At 69.7% G+C, this 19511-nt stretch carries 20 protein-coding genes; 9 read left to right on the top strand and 11 right to left on the bottom strand.

The annotated features are described in order from the left end of the window. Positions 1 to 143 precede the first annotated feature (143 nt). The 3 genes from nhaA (at position 144) to BMZ47_RS09080 (ending at position 2374) form a co-directional block, all read left to right on the top strand. Entirely contained in the window at positions 144 to 1322 is a 1179-nt protein-coding gene (gene nhaA / locus BMZ47_RS09085; protein ID WP_091861021.1) for a Na+/H+ antiporter NhaA, read from the top strand. A 78-nt stretch (positions 1323 to 1400) separates the two neighbouring features. Further along, positions 1401 to 1556 carry a hypothetical protein gene (locus BMZ47_RS28470; protein WP_007567456.1) on the top strand — a complete coding sequence of 52 codons (156 nt, stop codon included), beginning with the start codon at positions 1401 to 1403 and terminating at the stop codon, positions 1554 to 1556. Between the two features lie 47 nt (positions 1557 to 1603). Next, positions 1604 to 2374 carry a potassium channel family protein gene (locus BMZ47_RS09080; RefSeq protein WP_050731989.1) on the top strand — a complete coding sequence of 257 codons (771 nt, stop codon included), beginning with the start codon at positions 1604 to 1606 and terminating at the stop codon, positions 2372 to 2374. Positions 2375 to 2444: 70 nt separating this feature from the next. Here BMZ47_RS09080 and BMZ47_RS09075 read toward each other — a convergent pair whose 3' ends face one another. Both BMZ47_RS09075 and BMZ47_RS09070 read right to left on the bottom strand, forming a co-directional pair. Continuing rightward, complete coding sequence (locus tag BMZ47_RS09075; protein ID WP_091861019.1) at positions 2445 to 3377, bottom strand: glycosyltransferase family 2 protein; 933 nt, start codon at positions 3375 to 3377, stop codon at positions 2445 to 2447. A 5-nt stretch (positions 3378 to 3382) separates the two neighbouring features. Continuing rightward, positions 3383 to 4414: a glycosyltransferase family 2 protein gene (locus tag BMZ47_RS09070; protein WP_091861016.1), complete on the bottom strand. Its 1032-nt coding sequence runs from the start codon at positions 4412 to 4414 to the stop codon at positions 3383 to 3385. A 387-nt stretch (positions 4415 to 4801) separates the two neighbouring features. On the opposite strand from BMZ47_RS09070, the gene BMZ47_RS09065 reads away from it, so the two are divergent. Next, positions 4802 to 5023, top strand: a complete 222-nt coding sequence (locus tag BMZ47_RS09065; RefSeq protein WP_007567451.1) for a DUF6894 family protein — start codon at positions 4802 to 4804, stop codon at positions 5021 to 5023. Here BMZ47_RS09065 and BMZ47_RS09060 read toward each other — a convergent pair. Further along, the gene (locus BMZ47_RS09060) at positions 5013 to 5759 is read right to left on the bottom strand and encodes a hypothetical protein (RefSeq protein WP_139220960.1); all 747 of its coding nucleotides are present in this window, start codon (positions 5757 to 5759) and stop codon (positions 5013 to 5015) included. The two genes, BMZ47_RS09065 and BMZ47_RS09060, sit on opposite strands and share 11 nt — an antisense overlap. Positions 5760 to 6512: 753 nt before the next feature. Here BMZ47_RS09060 and BMZ47_RS09055 point away from each other — a divergent pair. Next, positions 6513 to 7769, top strand: a complete 1257-nt coding sequence (locus BMZ47_RS09055) for an acyltransferase family protein (protein WP_091861010.1) — start codon at positions 6513 to 6515, stop codon at positions 7767 to 7769. Positions 7770 to 7772: 3 nt separating this feature from the next. Here BMZ47_RS09055 and BMZ47_RS09050 read toward each other — a convergent pair whose 3' ends face one another. Continuing rightward, positions 7773 to 8954: an acyltransferase family protein gene (locus BMZ47_RS09050; protein ID WP_091861007.1), complete on the bottom strand. Its 1182-nt coding sequence runs from the start codon at positions 8952 to 8954 to the stop codon at positions 7773 to 7775. Between the two features lie 329 nt (positions 8955 to 9283). After that, positions 9284 to 9436, bottom strand: coding sequence for a hypothetical protein (locus tag BMZ47_RS28465; protein WP_007567443.1), 153 nt, complete (start codon positions 9434 to 9436; stop codon positions 9284 to 9286). 202 nt (positions 9437 to 9638) lie between these two features. Between BMZ47_RS28465 and BMZ47_RS09045 the strand changes: the two genes are divergently transcribed. After that, positions 9639 to 10376 (top strand): sugar transferase, encoded by a 738-nt coding sequence (locus BMZ47_RS09045; protein ID WP_091861004.1) that lies wholly within the window; start codon positions 9639 to 9641, stop codon positions 10374 to 10376. Positions 10377 to 10679: 303 nt separating this feature from the next. On the opposite strand, the gene BMZ47_RS09040 is transcribed toward BMZ47_RS09045, so the two are convergent. Continuing rightward, positions 10680 to 11516: a family 16 glycosylhydrolase gene (locus BMZ47_RS09040; protein ID WP_091861001.1), complete on the bottom strand. Its 837-nt coding sequence runs from the start codon at positions 11514 to 11516 to the stop codon at positions 10680 to 10682. A gap of 199 nt (positions 11517 to 11715) precedes the next feature. Here BMZ47_RS09040 and BMZ47_RS09035 point away from each other — a divergent pair, with 199 nt between their 5' ends. Then, positions 11716 to 12741, top strand: a complete 1026-nt coding sequence (locus BMZ47_RS09035) for a glycosyltransferase family 2 protein (protein WP_091860998.1) — start codon at positions 11716 to 11718, stop codon at positions 12739 to 12741. 21 nt (positions 12742 to 12762) lie between these two features. On the opposite strand, the gene BMZ47_RS09030 is transcribed toward BMZ47_RS09035, so the two are convergent. Next, positions 12763 to 13071 carry a hypothetical protein gene (locus tag BMZ47_RS09030; RefSeq protein WP_091860996.1) on the bottom strand — a complete coding sequence of 103 codons (309 nt, stop codon included), beginning with the start codon at positions 13069 to 13071 and terminating at the stop codon, positions 12763 to 12765. Positions 13072 to 13232: 161 nt separating this feature from the next. Continuing rightward, positions 13233 to 13538: a hypothetical protein gene (locus BMZ47_RS09025; protein WP_230366426.1), complete on the bottom strand. Its 306-nt coding sequence runs from the start codon at positions 13536 to 13538 to the stop codon at positions 13233 to 13235. 563 nt (positions 13539 to 14101) lie between these two features. Between BMZ47_RS09025 and BMZ47_RS09020 the strand changes: the two genes are divergently transcribed. After that, the gene (locus BMZ47_RS09020) at positions 14102 to 15799 is read left to right on the top strand and encodes a methyl-accepting chemotaxis protein (protein WP_091860990.1); all 1698 of its coding nucleotides are present in this window, start codon (positions 14102 to 14104) and stop codon (positions 15797 to 15799) included. 193 nt (positions 15800 to 15992) lie between these two features. Here BMZ47_RS09020 and BMZ47_RS09015 read toward each other — a convergent pair whose 3' ends face one another. Continuing rightward, a complete protein-coding gene (locus BMZ47_RS09015) occupies positions 15993 to 16217 on the bottom strand; it encodes a hypothetical protein (RefSeq protein WP_091860987.1) in 225 nt (74 codons plus the stop codon). Positions 16218 to 16287: 70 nt separating this feature from the next. Then, positions 16288 to 16509, bottom strand: a complete 222-nt coding sequence (locus tag BMZ47_RS09010) for a DUF6894 family protein (RefSeq protein WP_007567426.1) — start codon at positions 16507 to 16509, stop codon at positions 16288 to 16290. A gap of 345 nt (positions 16510 to 16854) precedes the next feature. Between BMZ47_RS09010 and BMZ47_RS09005 the strand changes: the two genes are divergently transcribed. After that, positions 16855 to 18219, top strand: coding sequence for a UDP-glucose dehydrogenase family protein (locus BMZ47_RS09005; RefSeq protein WP_091860984.1), 1365 nt, complete (start codon positions 16855 to 16857; stop codon positions 18217 to 18219). Between the two features lie 109 nt (positions 18220 to 18328). Here BMZ47_RS09005 and BMZ47_RS09000 read toward each other — a convergent pair whose 3' ends face one another. Next, positions 18329 to 19156 carry a LuxR C-terminal-related transcriptional regulator gene (locus tag BMZ47_RS09000; protein WP_091860980.1) on the bottom strand — a complete coding sequence of 276 codons (828 nt, stop codon included), beginning with the start codon at positions 19154 to 19156 and terminating at the stop codon, positions 18329 to 18331. Positions 19157 to 19511 lie beyond the last annotated feature (355 nt).

Here is a 19511-nt window from a genome sequence, read left to right as displayed (position 1 = left end):
TTCGCGCTCCGGTGCGGGACGCGCCGCCATCGCTTGCCGGAATCACGCATCGATGCGATAGGCCGCCCCGGGTGTACGATCCGGAGGTCGGATCGGCAGGTTTCTGCGTTGGTCGGGCCGCCAGCGGTGGAAGACCTGTGCGCATGCCGTCACGCCTTCGTCCCCTGTCGTCTCTGCGCAACCTGCTCACGAGCGGAGCGGGGGGCGGGCTCGTGCTCATGGCGAGCGCCGCACTGGCACTCGTCGTCGCCAACGCGCCTCTGGCCGACACCTACTTCGCCGTGCTCAAGGCCCATATCGGCCCGCTCTCGGTCCTGCACTGGGTCAACGACGGCCTGATGGCCGTGTTCTTCCTGCTCGTCGGCCTGGAGATCAAGCGCGAGCTGCTGGATGGGCGCCTGCGGACCTGGCCGGACCGGATCCTGCCGGGTGTGGCCGCGCTCGGCGGCATGGTCGTCCCGGCGCTCGTCTATGCCGCCGTCAACTGGCATTCGCCCGAGACCCTGCGGGGCTGGGCCATCCCGGCGGCCACCGACATCGCCTTTGCCCTCGGCGTGCTGGCCCTGCTGGGCTCGCGCGTGCCGGTGTCGCTCAAGGTCTTCCTCACCGCGCTGGCGATCATCGACGACCTCGGCGCGGTGCTCATCATCGCCCTGTTCTACACCGCCGACCTGTCGCTGCCGATGCTCGGCGGCGCGGCCCTGACCCTGGCTGCGCTCTACGGGCTGAACAAGGCCGGCATCGGCCGCCTGTGGCCGTACCTCACCCTCGGCGCGGTGCTTTGGGTGTTCGTGCTCCTGTCGGGGATCCACGCGACCATCGCGGGCGTCCTGCTCGCCCTGACGGTGCCGCTTCGGCTGAGCGCCGGCAAACCGGATGATCCGACCTCGCCGCTGCACCGCCTCGAACACGCCATCAGCCCGTGGACGGCGTTCCTGATCCTGCCGGTATTCGGGTTCGCCAATGCCGGGGTCTCCTTCGCCAATGTCAGGCCGGCGATGCTGCTCGACCCGGTGACGCTGGGCGTGGCGCTGGGCCTGTTCGTCGGCAAGCAGCTCGGCGTGTTCGGCTTCGTGCTCGCGACCGTCCGGCTCGGCTGGGCGCAGCGCCCGGGCCATGCGAGCTGGGCGCAGGTCTACGGGATCGCCCTGCTCTGCGGGGTCGGCTTCACGATGAGCCTGTTCATCGGCCTGCTTGCCTTCGCGCAGCAGCCGGAGCTGGAGGCCGAGACCAAGATCGGCGTGCTGCTCGGGTCGCTCGCCTGCATGGCCGCCGGAGCGCTGGTGCTCCGCCTCGCGCCACCTCTCCGCGCCGAGCGCTGAGCCGAGACCGGCTGCCGCGGCGTGACCGGGCCGCCGAAGGCCCGATCCGTCTCCGTCCCCTGAACCAGGTGAAACACGATGCGCCGTCAATTCCCGAGGCGTCGTCCCGGCACCATCGAGGGCCGCCTGTCCGATCTCGTGATGGCCCTCTCGGGCGTGCTGCTCCTCGGCATGCTGATCCTCCTGCTGCTGGCCTGGCTGATGGGCGATGCCGAAGGTCCCGTTGCCTGGTAAGGGCCGATGCGGAACGCCTGACCTTCCTTCTCCCAAGCCGACGAGCGATGACGAGAGCGGCCACGACGCTTCGCGAATTGTACGAAGGGGACACGCGGCGAGCCCATCGCTTCCGCTACGGGCTGCTCGTCTTCGACGTGGCGACGGTCGCGTTCGTGATCGTCACCTCGTTCCTGCCGCTGACCTCTTGGATCATCGCCTGCGACGTGGCGCTGGGCGTCTGCGTCCTCCTCGATTTCGCCGCCCGCCTCGGCATCAGCCGTGCCCCGCTGCGGGAGTTCCGGCACCTGAGCACCTGGGCGGACGTCGTGGCCGTCGCCTCGTTCCTCGCGCCGGTGATCGTCGAGGGCGTCGGCTTCCTGCGCATCCTGCGGACGCTGCGCCTGCTGCGCACCTACCACCTGCTCGAGCGGCTGCGCCAGGACAGCGCCGTGTTTCGTCGCAACGAGGACGCGATCCTGGCCGCCACCAACCTCGTGGTGTTCGTGTTCACGATGACGGGCATCGTCTACGCCACGCAGCACGGCAGCAACCCGGCGATCCAGACGCCGGTCGACGCCCTGTACTTCACGGTGACATCGCTGACGACGACGGGCTACGGCGATATCACCCTGCCGGGCCCGATGGGCCGCCTGCTCTCGGTCTTCGTGATGATCTGCGGCGTGACGCTGTTCTTCCGCCTCGCCCAGGTGGTGTTCCGCCCCTACAAGGTGCGGTTTCCCTGCGACGCCTGCGGGCTGATGCGCCACGAGCCGGACGCCGTGCACTGCAAGGCCTGCGGCAACCTCCTGAACATTCCCGACGAGGGCGGCGACTGACGACGGAGGAGGCGCGCGCGCCGGCGCCCTTGGGGCTCCGCCAAGGGCCGGGCTCTTCGGAGACCCGCGTCTACCGATGCCGGGACGGGTGGTATTCCCGGTAGCTCAGGCCGAGCACCGCGGCGAGCAGCCCGGCGCCCCGGCACAGGGTGTAGAAGCCGCCGATCAGGGTGGCGGGCCGGAGCGACAGCCCGGCGATCGCGAGGCGCGCCAGGCCGCCGCCGAGGCGGGCCAGGCCCCGGGCGGCGTTGGTCAGCCGTCCGCTCACCGTCTCCGGCCGGAGGCGGCCGAGATAGGCCTCGACGCTGCCGCTGCGGTACCAGCGCGCCAGCAGCCAGCGGACCCGCATCCGGTGCGCCGGGATGCTGTCGTACACGATCGCGTCGGGCGCCCAGGCGATCCGGTGCCCGGCCAGCAGCAGGGCGCGGAAGAAGAACGTATCCTCCCCGCCCATCGTGTTGAAGCGCATGTCGAAGGACAGGCCGAGCGCCCGCACCACCCGCAGGTCGAGGAGGGCGTTGGCCGTGTAGCCATCCGTCACCAGCCCGTCGCGGACCGGCAGGGTCTTGGCGAAGAAGCCGCCGGCCACCGCCCAGGCCGGGGGGGGGCGCTCGAACAGCGGCACGACCGGGCCGACGCAGGCCGCGACCCCGGTCCGCCGGGCTGTGTCGAGCAGGCTGCGCAGCCAGTCCGGATCCGGGACCTCGTCGTCGTCGATCAGGGCGATCCAGTCGGCGCCGAGCGTGGCCGCCGCATCGAGGCTGCGGTTGCGCACCGCCGCCAGGCCCCGGACCGGCTCCCGCGCGTAGGTGATCGGGAAGCGGCCCTCGGCCCGGTAGGCCTCCACCACCGGGATGGCGGCGTCGCTGCGGCCGTTGTCGACCACGAGGATCCGCAGCGCGGCATCGGCGCGGCCGCCGAGCCGCTGCCGGTCGATCGCCGTGAGGAGCTGCGCGAGGCCCGCCGGGCGCTCGCAGGTGCAGATGCAGAGGCACAGGCGCATGGGGCTCACCCTTGTCCGACCGGCATCGCGCCCGGCAGGGCGGGGCGCAGGCGTCTGCCGAGGCGCTTGCCGGCCGCCGCCATCAGCGAACCGGTGAGGAACCGCCAGGCCCGGGGGCGGGCGAGCGCCAGCCCGGCGCCGCGGAGCCACCGGCCGCCTTGGGCCGCCTCGATCACCCGGGCGATGATCTGCGCGGTGGCCAGGCTGTCGCGATAGGCGTGGGCGGCCTGCCGGATCTCGGCGGAGCGCGCGCCCTGCACGGCCCAGGCCGCGAAGGCGGCGTCGAGGCGCTGGATGTCGGCGAGCCGCAGCCGGTGGGACAGCGAGGCCGGCCCCCGCCGATAGCCGTAGCCAGCATAGGAACTGACGACGAAGCGGGCGCCCGCCGCGAGGGCCGCCACGCAGAACAGGAAATCCTCGCCGATCCGGACCTCATCCGCGTAGCGCAGGCCGTGCCGGCGCACGAGGTCGGCCCGCAGCATCGGCTTGAGATAGCCGAGCTTCACCCCGGGGGTGAGCATCCGGTTGCAGGACAGGTATTGCGCGAGCGCGACCGTGAACAGGTAGGGCTCCCGGCCGCGCTCCAGCATGCCGGCGCCGCCCAGGTCGAAGCCGCCGGCGAACGGGATCGGGTTGTCGGCGATCACGTCGGCATCGGTGGCGGCGGCCAGATCCAGCAGGGTCCGGGTCCGGTCCGGGACGATCAGGTCGTCCGCGTCGAGGATCGCCAGCCAGCGGCCCCGGGCGGCCCCGAGGGCGGCGTTCCGGGCGGCGGACGGCCCGCGCGGCGCGCCGGCCCGCACCCCGTCGAGGGGGATCCGACGGATGCGCGGCTCGTCCGCCGCCAGCCGCGCCAGCACGGAGGCGGTCCCGTCCACCGAGCCGTCGTCCACCACCAGGATCTCGATCGTGACGCCGGTCTGGTCGAGGGCCGCACGGATCGCCGCCTCGATCCAGGGGGCGGCGTTGTGGGCGGCCATGAGGAACGAGACGTCCACGGGGGCCATCCGCGCATCGGCCACGATCTGATTCGCCATCGCTGTCCTGCCCGCGGCCCCCGGAAAGCCCGTCCCGGGCGGTTCGGGCCGAGCATGCCGCGGAGCGGGCCCGGCGCACGACGCTCAAAGGGCGTAGGGCGGCGGTCGTATCCTCTCACTGCGGAGGATGGCCGGCCTCGGGCCTCGCGCCGGCTCCCGGACCTGTACATTACCGCCTTTCGCCGCGCCGCCCCGTTCAAATGGGCAATGATCGATACCTATATTGTGCTAATCCAGCAAAAATCAGACATTATTGCCACGCGTGCAGAGAAATCAGCTTTGATATTTGTTAAACTTTATGTCTCCAGATAATTGCAGTCGGGCGCAGCCGGGCCGCGCAGCCAGGAACGGACGGCCCTCCGAGGGCATCAATCACGGGGGATCTCGGTGCCCATCCGGTTCTATTTCGATGTCGAGAGCGGCCGGGAGACGATCCGCGACCGCGACGGCGTGGAGGCCGCCGACCTGGCCGAGGCGCTAGCCGAGGCGCGCAGCGTTATCCGGGAGATGGCCGACGCGGTCTGCGCCGACGATCCCGGCACCGCCTGGACGCTCGTGGTGCGGGACGCGACCGGCGCCGTGGTGGCGCGGTTGCCGATCAGGCGTTAGGGGACCTCAGTCGCATAAGCGATCTCAGCCCGGTCTGCCGGTCGGACACGTCGGGCCAGATCACGAGAGCGGCATCATTGCCGAAATAGACAGGGGCGATGCGCAGGCCGGGGTTATCGGCGCTGAACGCCGCGAGATAGTCAGGGTCGCATTCGGTCCGTCGGACCGTTCCGATATGGTCGTTCCTGTCATTGTACATGTCGTAATATCCGGACACAATCTTGGCGTCGGGAACGTCAGTCGCACGCACGATCTTGGCGGCCTTATCTATGAATATCGCATTCGCCATCGAGCCGGGGTTGTTGTAGTCGCGTGGAATGGCCCTGGACAGGGCCTTGTAGAAGTCAACACCCGTGAGATGGACTTCGGGGCGCCATACCCAGCGCGTCGCCCCCATGCTTTTCATCATCTCTATGTAGTGAGCAGGCGTGTTCGCCATCGTTTTGGCAAAGGCCTCGTCCGTGAGCATCGCGCTCTCGTCGATTCCTCCGAGCAGGCCGACGTTGCTCCTATGATGGGGCATCTTGTGAACCAGAGACAGGATCGCATCGCTCGCCTGAGTCGACAGGCTCAGAGAGGAGCGGGGGTCCAGCACCTGGATGGCTGTCACGGCTGCGAGAGGGACCGGATCGGTCTCCGCGTCTTCCTGCCCTGGGCGAGGCTTAAGGGATGTATCAAGCTGCAAAAGCATCAGCGCGGTGGATTGATTGGACGTCACAGACCCTACGGGGTTCATCGCTCCGCCTCCGAATCAGTGCGCTTCGGCACGCCAACCGCGCCTATCGCGTCGTGAAAGACATGCCGGCGGCCGTTGGAAGACTTCCCAGGTCCATCGCCGCGCGCAGCGCAGCTGGGGACGTGCAAGTCTCGAAGTCCGCGCGATCTTGCGATCTCGACCGACGAGGTCCGAGATCGACGGATCTCACGATCCCGCCGGCGGTCCAGCGCGGCGCTGCCGGCATCGCAGCTGCGACGGGGCGCGACACGTCGGGATGCCGTCGGGGAGGGGGATCCCGCGTCACAGTCGCGTTCAGGACCATCATGATCCAGGACGGGTCGGCTTGCGGCTCCGTGCCTCGCTGGGGCCTATGGAGGCCGAGAAGCTTCGGCAAGTCAAGGAAAAGATGTCTCTTGAGATGAGACCTTGATTTTTCTGTCGCTGTGTCCGCAGGATCTTGGGTGTTGCTGGGCGTCGCCACACGCCATGCGAACACGTCCGCAGTGTATTTTCTATTCGGGCGCGCGGTCCGGCGTGTCGCGCTATCGGTGGTTGCCCCGATCGGAGCCGGGCCGCGGCCGATCCTCCGACCCGCTACGTCGTTCGGAGGATCCCCGCTCCCGCCAAGGGGGATAGCGCCGACCCCCGGGGCGCAGGATCGGCTGCGGCATCCCTCCTTTTGCGCGGCCGCAATCGTCTCTCGCCGCCGGCGAAGCGGTGGCATGGCTCGCAGGCGCCCCGTTCCGGTGCGTGTCCGTGCGAGGCCCGATCATGCGTCATCAGGTGGCCCGCCGTGGGCGGACGATCGGCGGCGCGCTCGCGGCCGGCGGCGGCTATGGCGGCGGCTTCGACACGCTGCGCCTCGTGCTCGCGCTGCTGGTCATGGTGTTCCACGCCGGCGCTACACTGGGCAGCCGGCTCTGGACCGATACGCTCACGCCCCTCACCGGCAGCCTCGTGCCGCTGTTCTTCGGCGTCAGCGGCTTCCTGGTGGCCGGAAGCGCGTCCCGGCTCCCGGTCGGGCCGTTCCTGGTCAACCGGGCTTTGCGGATCCTGCCCGCGCTGACCGCCGTCACCCTGGTCACCGCCCTCGTCATCGGGCCGCTGTTCTCCAGCTACGGCCCGGCGGCCTATTTCGCGCAGCCGGCGGTGTGGCAGTACGGCGCCAACAGCATCGGCCTGTTCCGCGCCCAGCTCCCCGGGGTCTTCACTCAGAACGGGCAGCCCGGCATCGTCAACGCCGCCCTCTGGACCCTCGCCTACGAGATCGCCTGCTACGGCCTCATGGCGGGCCTGATCATCCTCGGGCTCCTGCGGCGGCCCCGGCTGCTCCTGGCGCTGGCCGTCGCCGTCGCGGCCACGCCCGCCCTGCTGGAGGGGCTCGGGCTGCTGCCCCTGTTCGCGCAGAACGGGCTGTTCCGCCTCGTCTTCCTCGGCCGGGGCGCGATCCTGTTCGCCGCCTTCCTGGGCGGAGCCCTGCTCTATGTCTGGCGCGATGCCGTGCCCCTGGACGGGCGGCTGTTCGCGGCGGCGCTGGCAGGGATCGCCCTCGTCCATGGGCTCGGCCCGGAGCGGTGGCCGCTCGTCGAGACCGCCCTGTCGGGGCTTTGCCTGGCCTATATCGCCGTCGCGATCGGCGTCACGGATTTCGGCGGACGGATCGGGCCCTACAAGGTCGATTACTCATACGGCCTGTATCTGTATCACTGCCCGATCCTCAACGCGGTGTATTCCCTGGCCCCGCAAATCGACTCGGTGACTATCCTGGTCCTGCTGGCCCTCGGCCCGACGCTCCTCGCCGCCGCTGCCTCGTGGCATGGGCTCGAACGCCCGATCCTGGGTGCGCGCAAGCGGCTCGGCCGGACCGTCGCAGCCCTCCACGCCGTCATCTCAGGGAAGGGACTGGGTTTCCAAAGGGCGCGAACTTTGGCGGGGTATCGGGGCGGAGTCCCGATGGATCCGGGCTTCGCCCGGCCGCAGGGCTCTGCTCGGCACCCGCAAAAGGTCGAAGACCTTGTGAATCCCTGACGGCTACAGCGGATTGACCAGCGCCGGCTCCCGCGCCGCCGGCCGCGGTGCCCGCAGGAGCCGGCGGGCGGGGGATTCGAGGAGCCGCCACGAGGCTTCCGCCAGGAGCAGGGTCAGCGCCAGGTCGAGGGCCAGGGTGACCGCGCGCGGCCCGGCGAAGGGCAGCCCGAGCGCCGCCAGCACCGGTTCCGCATGCAGGGGCACGTGGAACAGGTAGGCGGCGTAGCTGATCACGCCGATGCGGCGCAGCCAGGGGCTGTCGAGGATGGCGACGGTACGGCTCTCCGGGCACTGGACGATCTGCAGCAGCAGCAGCGCCGCGAGCCCCCCGCTCAGACGCCCGACGACCAGCCAAAGCCCGGTCTCCCCGGCCAGGAGCGGCAGGGCCAGGAACAGGGTTAGCACGGCGATCAGCGCGGCGTCGCGCCGGAGCCAGCCCGGCAGGGGTCCCCTCCGCAGCCCGGCCAGCCCCCCGAGCGCGATCAGCCCGAGATTGGCCAGGGTGTCGACGTCGAAGCTCACGAGCCAGGCCCCGGCCGACCACAGGACGACATGCATCAGCACGCTGGCGCCGATCAGCGCGCCGCATAGCGCCCCGAGATGGCGCCGCGGCAGGAACAGGGCAGCGGGGGCGAACAGCAGGTAGAATTGCTGCTCGACCGCCAGGCTCCAGAGGTGCCCGAGCTCCGTCCCCCAGCCGTGCCGCTCGATGTAGAGATTCGTCAGATACAGCCAGGTTGCGCGCTTGAACCCCGCATCGCCGAGATCCAGCGGGCCGCCCAACGGGGTCGCGTAGAGTACGAACAGGAACGCGTAATAGACCGGCACGATGCGGGCGAAGCGGTTCCGGTAGAACACCTGCAGGCTGTCGAGCGGCGTCGCCGTGCCGGCCTCGATGCGCGCGCGCGCCGCCGCGAGGATGCGGACGATCAGGAAGCCGCTCAGCACGAAGAACAGCCAGACCCCGGCGCTGCCCAGCGCCTCGGTCCGCGGGCTCGGCGCCTTGTGGCTGACGAAGACCATCAGGAAGGCCAAAGCCCGCAGGCCGTCGAACCCGAGGATGCGGGGCTCTCCCGCATCGGCCCGGGCGCCGGATCCGGGGCGATGCGGGCGATCTCGGACGCCTCCTCGTCGTCTCCCGAAAGCCGGTGACCACCTGTCGCGACGCTGCTCGAACGGGACCATGCACGCCTCGTGCGATGCGGTCCCGCTGTGTAGGCCGGTCGGGCGCGCGGGCGGCCTACCTCGATCGGCGTAGGCGCGGCGGCCCGAACATCTGCCGCATTGCTGTATTCGGTGTTGGGGCCGTCGTGTTTAGGGTTGTTTAACAATATCGAACTGGGGTATGATCGCGATGACCCGTCCGATTCCGGGTGGAACACTGATGTGATCGGTCATCGCTCACATACGCCGGTCGGCAGACGACGCGATATCTTGCGGCGCTCCCGGCCGCAGGCCGCCGCGGAGCGTCGCTGCCCGATCCTCGGATGCCGGGCCCGGCCCGCCCGCGGCACTCACCGGCGCATTCCGAGCAGGACGACCAGGCCCACGGCGATCGCGGCCCCGGCCTGGGCCGCCAGCGCGGCGACGAGCCAGCCCTGGAGCAGGCCCACCGCGAAGCCGATCGCGCCCCCGATCAGAGCGGCGAAGACCAGTAGGACCAGCAATTACTTATCCCCACTGGTGATTCGGCGGTCTCGGCGGCGCTTTATCCCGCATGTTTGCAACTGTGCCAACGTATCACGACATTCGCGCGCCAAATATTTCCCCCGTCCCGACGGTATCCTGTCCGGCTGCACGGGCATCCGGGCGTCGATCCTGTCTAGCACTGCCTCATCCACCTTTCGCACCGAGTGAGGAGCCGCCGCCATGCTGCGTCCGGTTGGGACCCCCACCTCCATCCCTCCATCGCCGCCGCACCATATGGTCGAGACGATCAACGAAGCGTTGGTCAAGACATTGCCGGCCACCTCCCCGGCGCGAATCGGGCCGCGGCTCGGCTGGGCGACGAAGCGGGGGCTCGATACCGCGGTCGCGCTGACAGCCCTGTGTCTGCTGCTGCCGCTGCTGCTGTTCATCGCCCTGCTGATCTGGGCGAGCGACGGCCACGCGCCGATCTTCCGGCACGTCCGGCTCGGCCGGCACGGGCGTCCGTTCGGCTGCCTGAAGTTCCGGTCGATGGTTCCGGACGGCGACGCGGTCCTGGCCGCGCATCTCGCGGCGCATCCGGACGCAAGGGCCGAGTGGGCGGCGACGCACAAGCTGAACCGGGATCCCCGGGTGACGGCCCTCGGCCAGGTCTTGCGCAAGAGCTCCCTCGACGAGCTGCCCCAGCTCTGGAACGTCCTGCGCGGTGAGATGAGCCTGGTCGGGCCGCGCCCGATCGTACAGGCTGAGGTCGCCCGCTACGGAACGGCGTTCGCAACCTGCTTCTCGGTCCCGCCGGGGCTGACCGGCCTGTGGCAAGTCTCGGGGCGCTCGGACACGACCTATGCCGAGCGCGTGGCGCTGGACCTGGACTATGCCAGCCGGTGGAGCCTGCGCCGGGACATCGCGATCATGCTGCGCACCGTGCCGGCGGTCCTGCGCCAGCGCGGCAGTCGCTGAAGGGCGCGCCCGTCAGGCTTCGTCGTGGGCCGCGGGCGCCAGGACGCACAGGCGCCAGAACTCCACGAAACCGACGGCATAGAGCGCGACGAGAAGGCTGTATCCGGACATCGACAGGGCCCCGTAGTGACCGCGGGCCTCAGCCTGCCGGGGATATGGTTAAGACTTCGTTAGCGTTCCCCAATCGGGCGACCTGCGGCACCACGCCCCGTGGGTCCCGGCGCGCGACGGGCGGGCGCCCCGGCGCGCGACGGGCGGGCGCCCCGGTGAGCGCCCGCCCGCGGATCCCGCCTCCCGGCCGCCCTACCGGCAGACGATCGAGCCCTTGAAGCCGCAGGGATCGCCGAGCTTCGTGAAGGCGACGCGCTCGAAGGTGGCGGTGATCGGCCGGCCCGGATAGCTCGCCGGCCCGAGCCAGGAGACGAAGTCGTCGCCCTGGCCCATCCAGATGCTGAGCATGATCTTGCCGGGATGCGACGGGATCGGCCGGTCGGGCGCGGCCCGGACCTCGCGCAGCAGCCGCCCGTTGACCGACCAGCGGAGGCGGTCGGGCAGCCATTCCAGGGCGTAGTCGGCCATGGTGGTCGACGCGTCGAAGCCGAGGGCCTCGATGGTCTCGTGCTGGCCGGTGCCGCCGGTGAAGTAGTTGAGCTGGACGCCCGTGGTGTCCTTGCCCAGGAATTCGAAGTCGATCTCGTCGTTGGTCCGGCGGTCGCCGTCCTCCGCGCCGTTATAGGTGAAGAACGCCGAGACCAGGCCCGAGGCCGCGCCCGCCCGCATCCGGACTTCGTAGGTGCCGTAGCCGTAGCGCTCCTTGGTCTGGATCTCGGCGCAGCTGAAGGCGCGGTCCTTGTAGGGGCTGTCGGACAGGGTCAGGGTCAGCGCGCCGGTGGCCGGGATCTGGACGCGCTGGCGCGACCAGGTGCAGCGCTGGTGGTCGCCGTTGACCCAGCCGTCCGACACGTACCAGCGGCGGTCGCCGAGGCTGGTGAAGGTCTCGACGAAGGAGCCGCCGCCCCGGAAGGCCGGCGCGGAGCCGGCGGGCTGGGCAGGCTCGTCTCCGGCCGCGGCCGGGAGCGTCGGCAGCAGCAGGGCCGTCGCCAGGCAGGCGCGGCGGATCGGGCGGGGCGGTCTCGTCATGCGCGTATCCTTGCCGGGGGCGTTCAGGGAATCCGGCGGGAGTATCGGGGCAACCGGCCGCGGCGGCCGCGATCTTTCGGACGAGCGGCGGCAGCTCCGGAACCCTCCTTTTGGACGATCTCGCGTCCCCTCGGCGCGCCGCCTAGCCTGCGGGATCGCCGTCCGGCCCCGCCGGCCGGGAGAGGTTCGGAGTCGTGCGGTGCGAAGCGTCCAGGCCCAGAGCGACGGAGCGGATGTCTGCGTCATCATCGCGGCGCGCAACGCCGAGGCCACGATCGCGCACGCGGTCGCCTCGGCCTTGCGCCAGCCCGAGGTCGCCGAGGTCATCGTCGTCGACGACGCCTCCGCGGATCGGACCAGCGCGGCCGCCGAGGCCGCCGGCGACGGCTCGGGCCGGCTGAAGCTGCTGCGGCTGACCCGCAATGCCGGCCCGGCGGCCGCCCGCAACGCGGCGCTGGCGGTCGCGACGGCGCGCCTGGTCTGCATCCTCGACGCCGACGATTACTTCCTGGACGGGCGCCTCGGCCGGCTGCTGTCCGCCCCCCGCAGCTGGGACCTGATCGCCGACGACATCGTCCTGGTCCGGGGGAACGCCGCCAGCGCGGTCGCGGGCCTCGTCACCGGGCCCGGCCAGCCGCAGCGCCTGTCGCTCGAGGCCTTCGTGGCCGGCAATATCGGGCGCCCCCGGGAGCACCGCCGGGAGCTCGGCTTCCTGAAGCCGATCATGCGCCGCTCGTTCCTGCAGCGCCACGGCCTGCGCTACGACGAGCGGCTGCGGCTCGGCGAGGATTACGCCCTCTACGTCGAGGCCCTGGCGGCGGGTGCGGTGTTCGCCGTGACGGCGCCCTGCGGCTACGTGGCGATCGAGCGCGCGGATTCGCTGAGCGCCCAGCATCGGACCGACGACCTCGCGGCGATCGTCGCGTTCGACGAGGCGATGCTGTCCCGGGCGGGCCTGGTCCCGGCGTCCCGCAGGGCGCTGCGGGCCCATCGCGACGCCACGCTGCGGAAATGGCAGCACCGGCGCGTCCTCGACCGCCGGCGCTCGCACGGCTACGCGGCGGCGTTGCGCGAATTGCTCCACGCCCCCCGGGCCTGGCGGCACATCCTGTCCGAGACCCTGAACGCCAAGCTCGCCCGGCTCGTCCCGAGCCGCGTGCCGGACGGGGAGGGGGCACCGCGCCTGCTGCTCGGACCGGGGGCGCTCCTGCGGCCGGCCCGCTGAGCGCGCCGCCGGCCGGATGCGTCAGTGATCGCGCTCGCCGTCCCGCATCCGGACCGCGGAGACGTCGCATCGGACGTCGTCGAGCGCGCAGCGCACCCGCTCCAGCGCGGCGCTGAACAATTCGGCGATCTGGGGATCGTCGGCCTGCGGGGCCTGCGCATCCCGGAAGCTGTCCAGCAGATACGGCATCATCTGCCCATGAAGAGCCAAGTAGGCCCCGGGGCTCGAGAGTTCATAGACGACTGCCAGAGCATGATAGGCGCGCGCCAAAACCTCGAGTGCAACATCCGCACTGCGTGCGCCCTGGTCGCAATCATCGCTGCTCTTCATCGCGTCGATAAGCTAGTTTCCGCCCTTATCGGGGCCTAACATGCCTTATCAACACTGTCGACACACGTTATCCCGACAATTGTCATCGCCGAAGCGCGGCGCAAGATTTATCCCGGGCTCATGGCTCAACTGCAACACCCGGGTGTTCGGTGGTGCGCGCTCTAGCCCTGCATGTATCGGCTCGGCCTGATCATGGTGGCGATCTTGTTCTCGACCTCGGAGAGGACGTTGTTCACAAGATGGGCCGCGCCCTCGACCGTGCCGGCACCCAGCGTTCCGCGGCCGCTGGTCTCCTGGATGATGCGGAAATTGTCCTCGACGAACGCCCGGATCTTCTGCTGGACTCCGTCGAACTCGCCCGGATGCGCCGTCTCGTAGAGGAGCGCCAAAGCGAGATAGGCGCGGCCGACCATATCGAGTGCCAGGCTGGCACTCATGTCGCTGGCGTCGCTTTCTGTAGGGGGCACGGCGGGGAATTCCCTGTCAAGCTTTATGTTGTAAATCTACCAGTCTGTCCGGTCGCGAACAATCAATAAAAAGCACAAGTTGATGCGTTTTTTATTGAGTTTCCGGGAGTTTGGCGCCCATCGCCGGGGTGGATATTGCTTCGGTTGCGGTGGCTGCGCATGGGCGCACCGCGACGCGTCGCGGCGCTGCGGCCCGACGGATCGGGACATTCGGGCGATACGCCGCGTCGACGTCCCGTCGCCGACCTGCCCGCCGCCGAACGCGATGCGCGCGGCGCCGCGTCGGTGCGCGCGTTACCCCCAGCGATCGGCCGGTCGGCAGGGCAGGCATTGTCGTTCCGGACGGTCGTCATGGTTGCTGCGATTCGTCTATAAATCCCGGTTTTCGCCGAGTAATTCATCCGCAAGTGGCATGGCGGAGACAAATAAAATCCCGGGATCCGATTCAGTTTCCAGCGTCAACGACATATTGATTCGGAACAAATCTTTGTGTCAAGCCACTTGATTAAGTTCGTCAGGGGATTTTATAGCGGTCTGACCATAAAGTTGGAGCTTTTATCCAGATGCGGATCTTGGATCGATGCAAAATTGCGTACAAGATGTCCGTCCCTCTCCTGATCATGGCCCTCGTCAGCGTCGGAACGATTTATTATACCCTCAGTATGCTAGGCGACATTACAGAGCGTAATCACGTTCTGGTGGATTATTATGTCGCGCGGCTGGAGGCGTTCGCCGAGGTGCGCCAGGACTTTCAGACGGCGGGCCTGATGAACCGCAACCTCATCATCGGTCAGCCGGCCAGCGAGCTTCCGGAGTTCGAGAAGACCTATCGGGACGCGGTGAAACGCACCGCCGACAACATCCAGACGCTCGCCGCGGGGTCCTTGAAGAAGGAAGTCCGGGATCTGCTGGTGGAGATCGGGACGATCGCGCGCGAGTATTACGACGTCCTCGACAAATCCAACGCCCTCGCGCTGAAGGACGATCGGGCCGCGGCGACCCAGCTGACCATGGTCGCCAGCAAACCGATCGCGAAGCGGTTCGACGACACGGCCCGGGTCTACGAGGGGCGGGTCGATGCCCGGCTCGCCGACGGCAAGAACGCCACCGAGGCCGGGGCCCGGCAGGCCCGGGTGGTGCTGATCGGTTCGGCCGCGGCGGGCCTGCTCATCGCCCTGGGCCTCTCGGCCTTCATCATCGTGTTCGGGGTGACCCGGCCGCTGGACAGCCTCGTCGCCGTCCTGCAGCGGATGGCGAAGGGCGAGATCGACGCCACCATCGCGGAGGCGCAGCGCGGCGACGAGATCGGCGCGGTCGGGCGCGCGGTCGAGGGCATCAAGGCGAGCGTCGCCCGCAGCGCCGCCGAGGAGGCCGAGCGCAAGCGGGCCGCCGACATCGCCGCCTCCGCCGGGCGCCGACGCGCCCGGCTGGACCTGGCCCAGAGCTTCGAGCAGGCGGTCGCCGGCATCGTCGAGCAGGTCGCGTCCTCGGCGACCGAGCTGCAGGCCACCGCCCGGGTGATGAAGGACATCGCCCAGGAGGCCGGCAGCCGGTCCGGCGCGGTGGCGACGGCGGCCGAGGAGGCCGCGGTCAACGTAACCACGGTGGCGGCCGCCACCGAGCAGCTCGGCAGCTCCATCCAGGAGATCGGCCGCCAGGTGCAGGGCTCGACCGACCTGGCCCAGAAGGCGGTGAGCGAGGCGGACCAGACCGCCGCCCTGGTGGCCGAGCTGAGCGCCGCGGCCAGCCGGATCGGCGACGTCATGCAGATGATCTCGGCCATCGCGGCCCAGACCAACCTGCTGGCGCTCAACGCGACCATCGAGGCCGCCCGCGCCGGCGAGGCCGGCCGCGGCTTCGCCGTGGTGGCCGCCGAGGTCAAGGAACTGGCCGGCCAGACCGCCAAGGCCACCGAGGAGATCAGCCAGCAGATCGGCCGGATCCAGGGGGTGACCGGTGAGGCGGTCGGCGCGATCGGCACGATCACCCAGCGGATCCGCGAGATCGACGGCGTGGCGAGCTCGATCGCGGCCGCCGTGGAGCAGCAGGGCGCGGCGACGCAGGAGATCGTGCGCAACATCGCCCAGGCGACCGCCGGGACGAAGGAGGTGACCGGCAACATCGTCGGGGTCGCGGACGTGTCCGAGCAGACCGGCGCGGCGGCCGGCAACGTCCTCTCGGCGGCCACCGGCCTGTCCCATCAGTCCGAGCGCCTCTCGGCCGAGGTCGATCGCTTCCTGGCGACCATGCGGGCGGCGTGACCGGGGTGGGATGGGCGGATCCGCCGGTCCGCTCGTGTGAGGACGCCCGCACCGCTCCCGGCACGCTGTGAGTCCGTGCCTTCCCTGCGAGGCGAGGGAATCACGGTCCGCCCGCCGCAGCCCGCGGCGGAAATCCGCTGCGCGTGGCGGCGCGCCGTCGCGAGGCTCGCCCGAGCCTCGCGACGGCGCGGATTCAGGCGATCCGTGCCAGGCCGATCCGGTCCGGCGTCGTGCCCTGCAGCGCCCGGAGCTTGAGCGCCAGGATCCGGTTGTGCCGGGCCATCGCGCGCAAGGCCTCGGCGGTCTCGGGATCGCCGGCGGCCAGGGCCTGGGCGGCGCCAGCCATGTCGGTGGCGGTTGCATCCGCCAGCGCGGCGACGCGCAGATCCCGGGAGGGCGAGGAAATCGGTCTGGCCATGGCTGCCCGTGATCGAAGGCTTGCCCGATCCTCCGGACGAAGGGTTAACAACCCGTAAACGCCCGGCCGGTCATTTCCGCACCGGCAGGCGGCCGACGAGCCATCCGGCCTCGTCGCGCACGAGCAGCGTCCAGGGAAGCCCCGCGGGCGCCTCGGCGATCTCGTCGGCCATCTCGGCGATCACGCTGCGCGCCTCGAGCAGGGCTTCGGCCAGGTCGGCGGCCTCGACGCCGGTCGTGTCGTGGAACGTGATCTCGGCGTTGGCTAGCTCGAAGTAGAAGCGTGCGGCCAAATGGACTCTCCCTGGCCAAAGTCCCGAGAGAGTTCGGCCCGACGATCCTGGTCGCCTAAACCCTCCCGTATCCAGCCCTAAAAGGGGCGAAAAAGACTTAGCTTTTAGGCTGGCCCGTCGCGCGCACGCGCCTCGGACCGGGCAAGAGCCGGGCGCCCTAAGCCAAGCGAGGTATCCCGCCGGGCCGCCAGCGGTCCTCGGCGCGCCCGGGCCGCCCGGCCGGACGGCGCCGGCGGCCTACCCCGTCCCGCCGACCGCCCCTACGCCTAACGCCTGAGGTGCCGCCGCCGCGGCCTCGCCGTAGACCGAACCATCTCCGGGCATTCGCGATGGGGCGAGGCAAGCATGAACATCACGATGGTCGGGTCGGGCTATGTCGGGCTGGTCTCCGGGGCGTGCCTGGCCGATTTCGGCCACAGGGTCGTGTGCGTCGACAGCAACCGCGACCGGATCGAGGCGCTGAAGGCCGGGGCGATCCCGATCTACGAGCCCGAACTCGACGCGCTGGTGGCCGAGAACGTCCGCCAGGGCCGCCTATCCTTCGTCGCCGACCTGGAGGCGGCGGTCGCTGAAGCCGATGCGGTGTTCATCGCGGTGGGTACCCCCTCGCGGCGCGGCGACGGCTTCGCCGACCTGTCCTTCGTCTACCAGGCGGCCCGCAGCATCGCCCGGGCGCTGACCCGCTTCACCGTGGTGGTGACCAAGTCGACCGTGCCGGTAGGCACCGGCGACGAGGTCGAGCGGATCATCCGCGAGATCCGGCCGGACGCCGAATTTGCCGTGGTGTCGAACCCCGAATTCCTGCGCGAGGGTGCGGCGATCGCGGACTTCAAGCGGCCCGACCGCATCGTGGTCGGCACCGACGATCCCCGGGCCGAGGCGGTGATGCGCGAGGTCTACCGGCCGCTCTACCTCAACCAGGCGCCGATCCTGGTCACCTCGCGGCGCACCGCCGAGCTGACGAAATACGCCGCCAACGCGTTCCTGGCGGCTAAGATCACCTTCATCAACGAGATCGCGGATCTGTGCGAGGAGGTCGGCGCCGACGTCCAGCAGGTCGCCCGCGGCATGGGGCTCGACAACCGCATCGGCGGCAAGTTCCTGCATGCGGGGCCGGGCTATGGCGGCTCCTGCTTCCCCAAGGACACGCTGGCTTTGGTCAAGACCGCCCAGGATGCCGGGGTGCCGCTGCGGCTGGTCGAGACCGTCGTGGCGGTCAACGACCAGAGGAAGCGCGGCATGGCCCGCAAGGTGATCCGGGCCTGCGGCGGGGTGCGGGGCAAGATGGTGGCGGTGCTGGGCCTGACCTTCAAGCCGAACACCGACGACATGCGCGACGCGCCCGCCCTCGCGATCGTCGCCGGCCTGCAGGATGCCGGCGCCACGGTTCGCGCCTACGATCCCGAGGGGATGGACCAGGCCCGGCCGCTCCTGCCGGGGGTCGATTTCGCGCAGGATCCCTATGCCTGCGCGGCGGATGCCGACGCCCTGGTGATCGTCACCGAGTGGAACGCGTTCCGGGCGCTCGACCTGGCGCGGCTGCGCGCCACCATGCGGGCGCCGATCCTGGTGGATCTGCGCAACGTCTACCGGCCCGAGGAGGCCCGGCTGCACGGCTTCGCCTATACCAGTGTCGGCCGCCCCGCAGAGGCCGCCGAGCCCCGGACCGCCCCCGCCGCGCAGGGCTGGCCCCTCGTCGCCGCCGGCTGAGCCGGCCGCCCCGGTCGCCGGATCGGGGCGGTCCGCCAACGACACAGAGCCGTGCCGGATCGCGGGGATCGGGCACGGCTCTGTGGTGTCGGGTCCGGGTCGGGGCGGATCAGGCCGCCGGGGCCTTCACGGTGGCGAGGCTCGAATCCTCGCGCAGGAAGTACTTGTTGGTCAGGTAGGCGACCTCGGTGCGGTTCTTCGCCTTCAACTTCTTCATGATGTTGCGGACGTGGACCTTCACCGTGCTCTCGCACATGTTCAGCTCGTAGGCGATGATCTTGTTCGGCGTGCCCTTGCGCAACGCCCGGGCGACACAGAGCTGGCGCGGGGAGAAGATCTCGTCCTCGCCGGTCTCGACCGGCGCCTCGACCTTGATGCTGGCGAGCAGCGGGAACAGGCATTCCGCCGGGATGTAGACGCCGCCGGCCTGGACGAGCTGGAGCGCCTGCAGGGCGATGTCGACCGAGGTCGTGGTCGGGATGTAGCCCTTCACCCCGAGCTTGATCGTCCGCACGATCTGGTCGAGGTTCTCCCCGTCCGAGATGACCGCCACCGGCGGGGCGCCCGCCTCGCCCTGCAGCAGCGCCAGCTCCCGGCTGATCTCGGCCCACTCGGTCTCCGAGAGGTTGCCGTCCGGCCGGCACAGCACGACCACGTGGGCGGCCGCGAACGGCGTCTGGCGCTTCCAGGATTCGATGTCCGGGAAGACCTCGAACACGGTGTCCTTGTCGGCCTCCCGCAGGGAGGCGGCCAGGCATCGACCGACGAGCTGCCGCCGATCGATGATCACGATGCGGTTCGCGCGGACCAGGATCGGCTCCCGCTGCTCGATGACGGCCGGACCGTCACCGCCCTGCACCCCCGGGAAGCCGCCACGGCTCTGGAGAGTGTTTCGCTCGACGATGACGCGCTCGTCTCGAGTACCAAGACTGGCCATAAGAAGTTACCTCCTTTCGCAGGAAGCCCATTGTCAGACGAGGGCGTGGGAACCCAATGAAATCGCCATCGGCGTGACACTGGCGGATAGCGGTCTATTGGGTGCCCTATAAGTGGCTCTCGATGACCGCGGATATAATGCTAACTTTCGTAAAATCGGCTGTAAATACCCTATCTGCGCTCGTTTGATTAAATTTCTACGCAACTCAAAACAGTCACAAACTACGTACGTAGGGGATCGTCCAATCGGACGCGGCGCCGCCGCCAGATCTTGCTGTCCATTTCTCAAGTCTTTCGGCGCACCTCACTGTCCACTGGCGCCGACGACTCGTATCTCTGTAATCGAGCGGAGGCTT

Origin of the sequence: Methylobacterium brachiatum (genome assembly GCF_900113845.1) — a bacterium.
Lineage (GTDB): Bacteria > Pseudomonadota > Alphaproteobacteria > Rhizobiales > Beijerinckiaceae > Methylobacterium > Methylobacterium brachiatum.
The sequence above is the reverse complement of the archived record's forward strand: the minus strand, read 5'-3'. Positions and strand labels throughout refer to the sequence as shown.

What these genes read in the sequence shown, in the direction of transcription:
- nhaA (WP_091861021.1), top strand. Translation starts at nt 144, where the DNA reads ATGCCGTCACGCCTTCGTCCCCTGTCGTCTCTGCGCAACCTGCTCACG.
- BMZ47_RS28470 (WP_007567456.1), top strand. Translation starts at nt 1,401, where the DNA reads ATGCGCCGTCAATTCCCGAGGCGTCGTCCCGGCACCATCGAGGGCCGC.
- BMZ47_RS09080 (WP_050731989.1), top strand. Translation starts at nt 1,604, where the DNA reads ATGACGAGAGCGGCCACGACGCTTCGCGAATTGTACGAAGGGGACACG.
- BMZ47_RS09075 (WP_091861019.1), bottom strand. Translation starts at nt 3,377, where the DNA reads ATGCGCCTGTGCCTCTGCATCTGCACCTGCGAGCGCCCGGCGGGCCTC.
- BMZ47_RS09070 (WP_091861016.1), bottom strand. Translation starts at nt 4,414, where the DNA reads ATGGCGAATCAGATCGTGGCCGATGCGCGGATGGCCCCCGTGGACGTC.
- BMZ47_RS09060 (WP_139220960.1), bottom strand. Translation starts at nt 5,759, where the DNA reads ATGAACCCCGTAGGGTCTGTGACGTCCAATCAATCCACCGCGCTGATG.
- BMZ47_RS09055 (WP_091861010.1), top strand. Translation starts at nt 6,513, where the DNA reads ATGCGTCATCAGGTGGCCCGCCGTGGGCGGACGATCGGCGGCGCGCTC.
- BMZ47_RS09050 (WP_091861007.1), bottom strand. Translation starts at nt 8,954, where the DNA reads ATGGTCCCGTTCGAGCAGCGTCGCGACAGGTGGTCACCGGCTTTCGGG.
- BMZ47_RS09045 (WP_091861004.1), top strand. Translation starts at nt 9,639, where the DNA reads ATGCTGCGTCCGGTTGGGACCCCCACCTCCATCCCTCCATCGCCGCCG.
- BMZ47_RS09040 (WP_091861001.1), bottom strand. Translation starts at nt 11,516, where the DNA reads ATGACGAGACCGCCCCGCCCGATCCGCCGCGCCTGCCTGGCGACGGCC.
- BMZ47_RS09030 (WP_091860996.1), bottom strand. Translation starts at nt 13,071, where the DNA reads ATGAAGAGCAGCGATGATTGCGACCAGGGCGCACGCAGTGCGGATGTT.
- BMZ47_RS09020 (WP_091860990.1), top strand. Translation starts at nt 14,102, where the DNA reads ATGCGGATCTTGGATCGATGCAAAATTGCGTACAAGATGTCCGTCCCT.
- BMZ47_RS09015 (WP_091860987.1), bottom strand. Translation starts at nt 16,217, where the DNA reads ATGGCCAGACCGATTTCCTCGCCCTCCCGGGATCTGCGCGTCGCCGCG.
- BMZ47_RS09005 (WP_091860984.1), top strand. Translation starts at nt 16,855, where the DNA reads ATGAACATCACGATGGTCGGGTCGGGCTATGTCGGGCTGGTCTCCGGG.
- BMZ47_RS09000 (WP_091860980.1), bottom strand. Translation starts at nt 19,156, where the DNA reads ATGGCCAGTCTTGGTACTCGAGACGAGCGCGTCATCGTCGAGCGAAAC.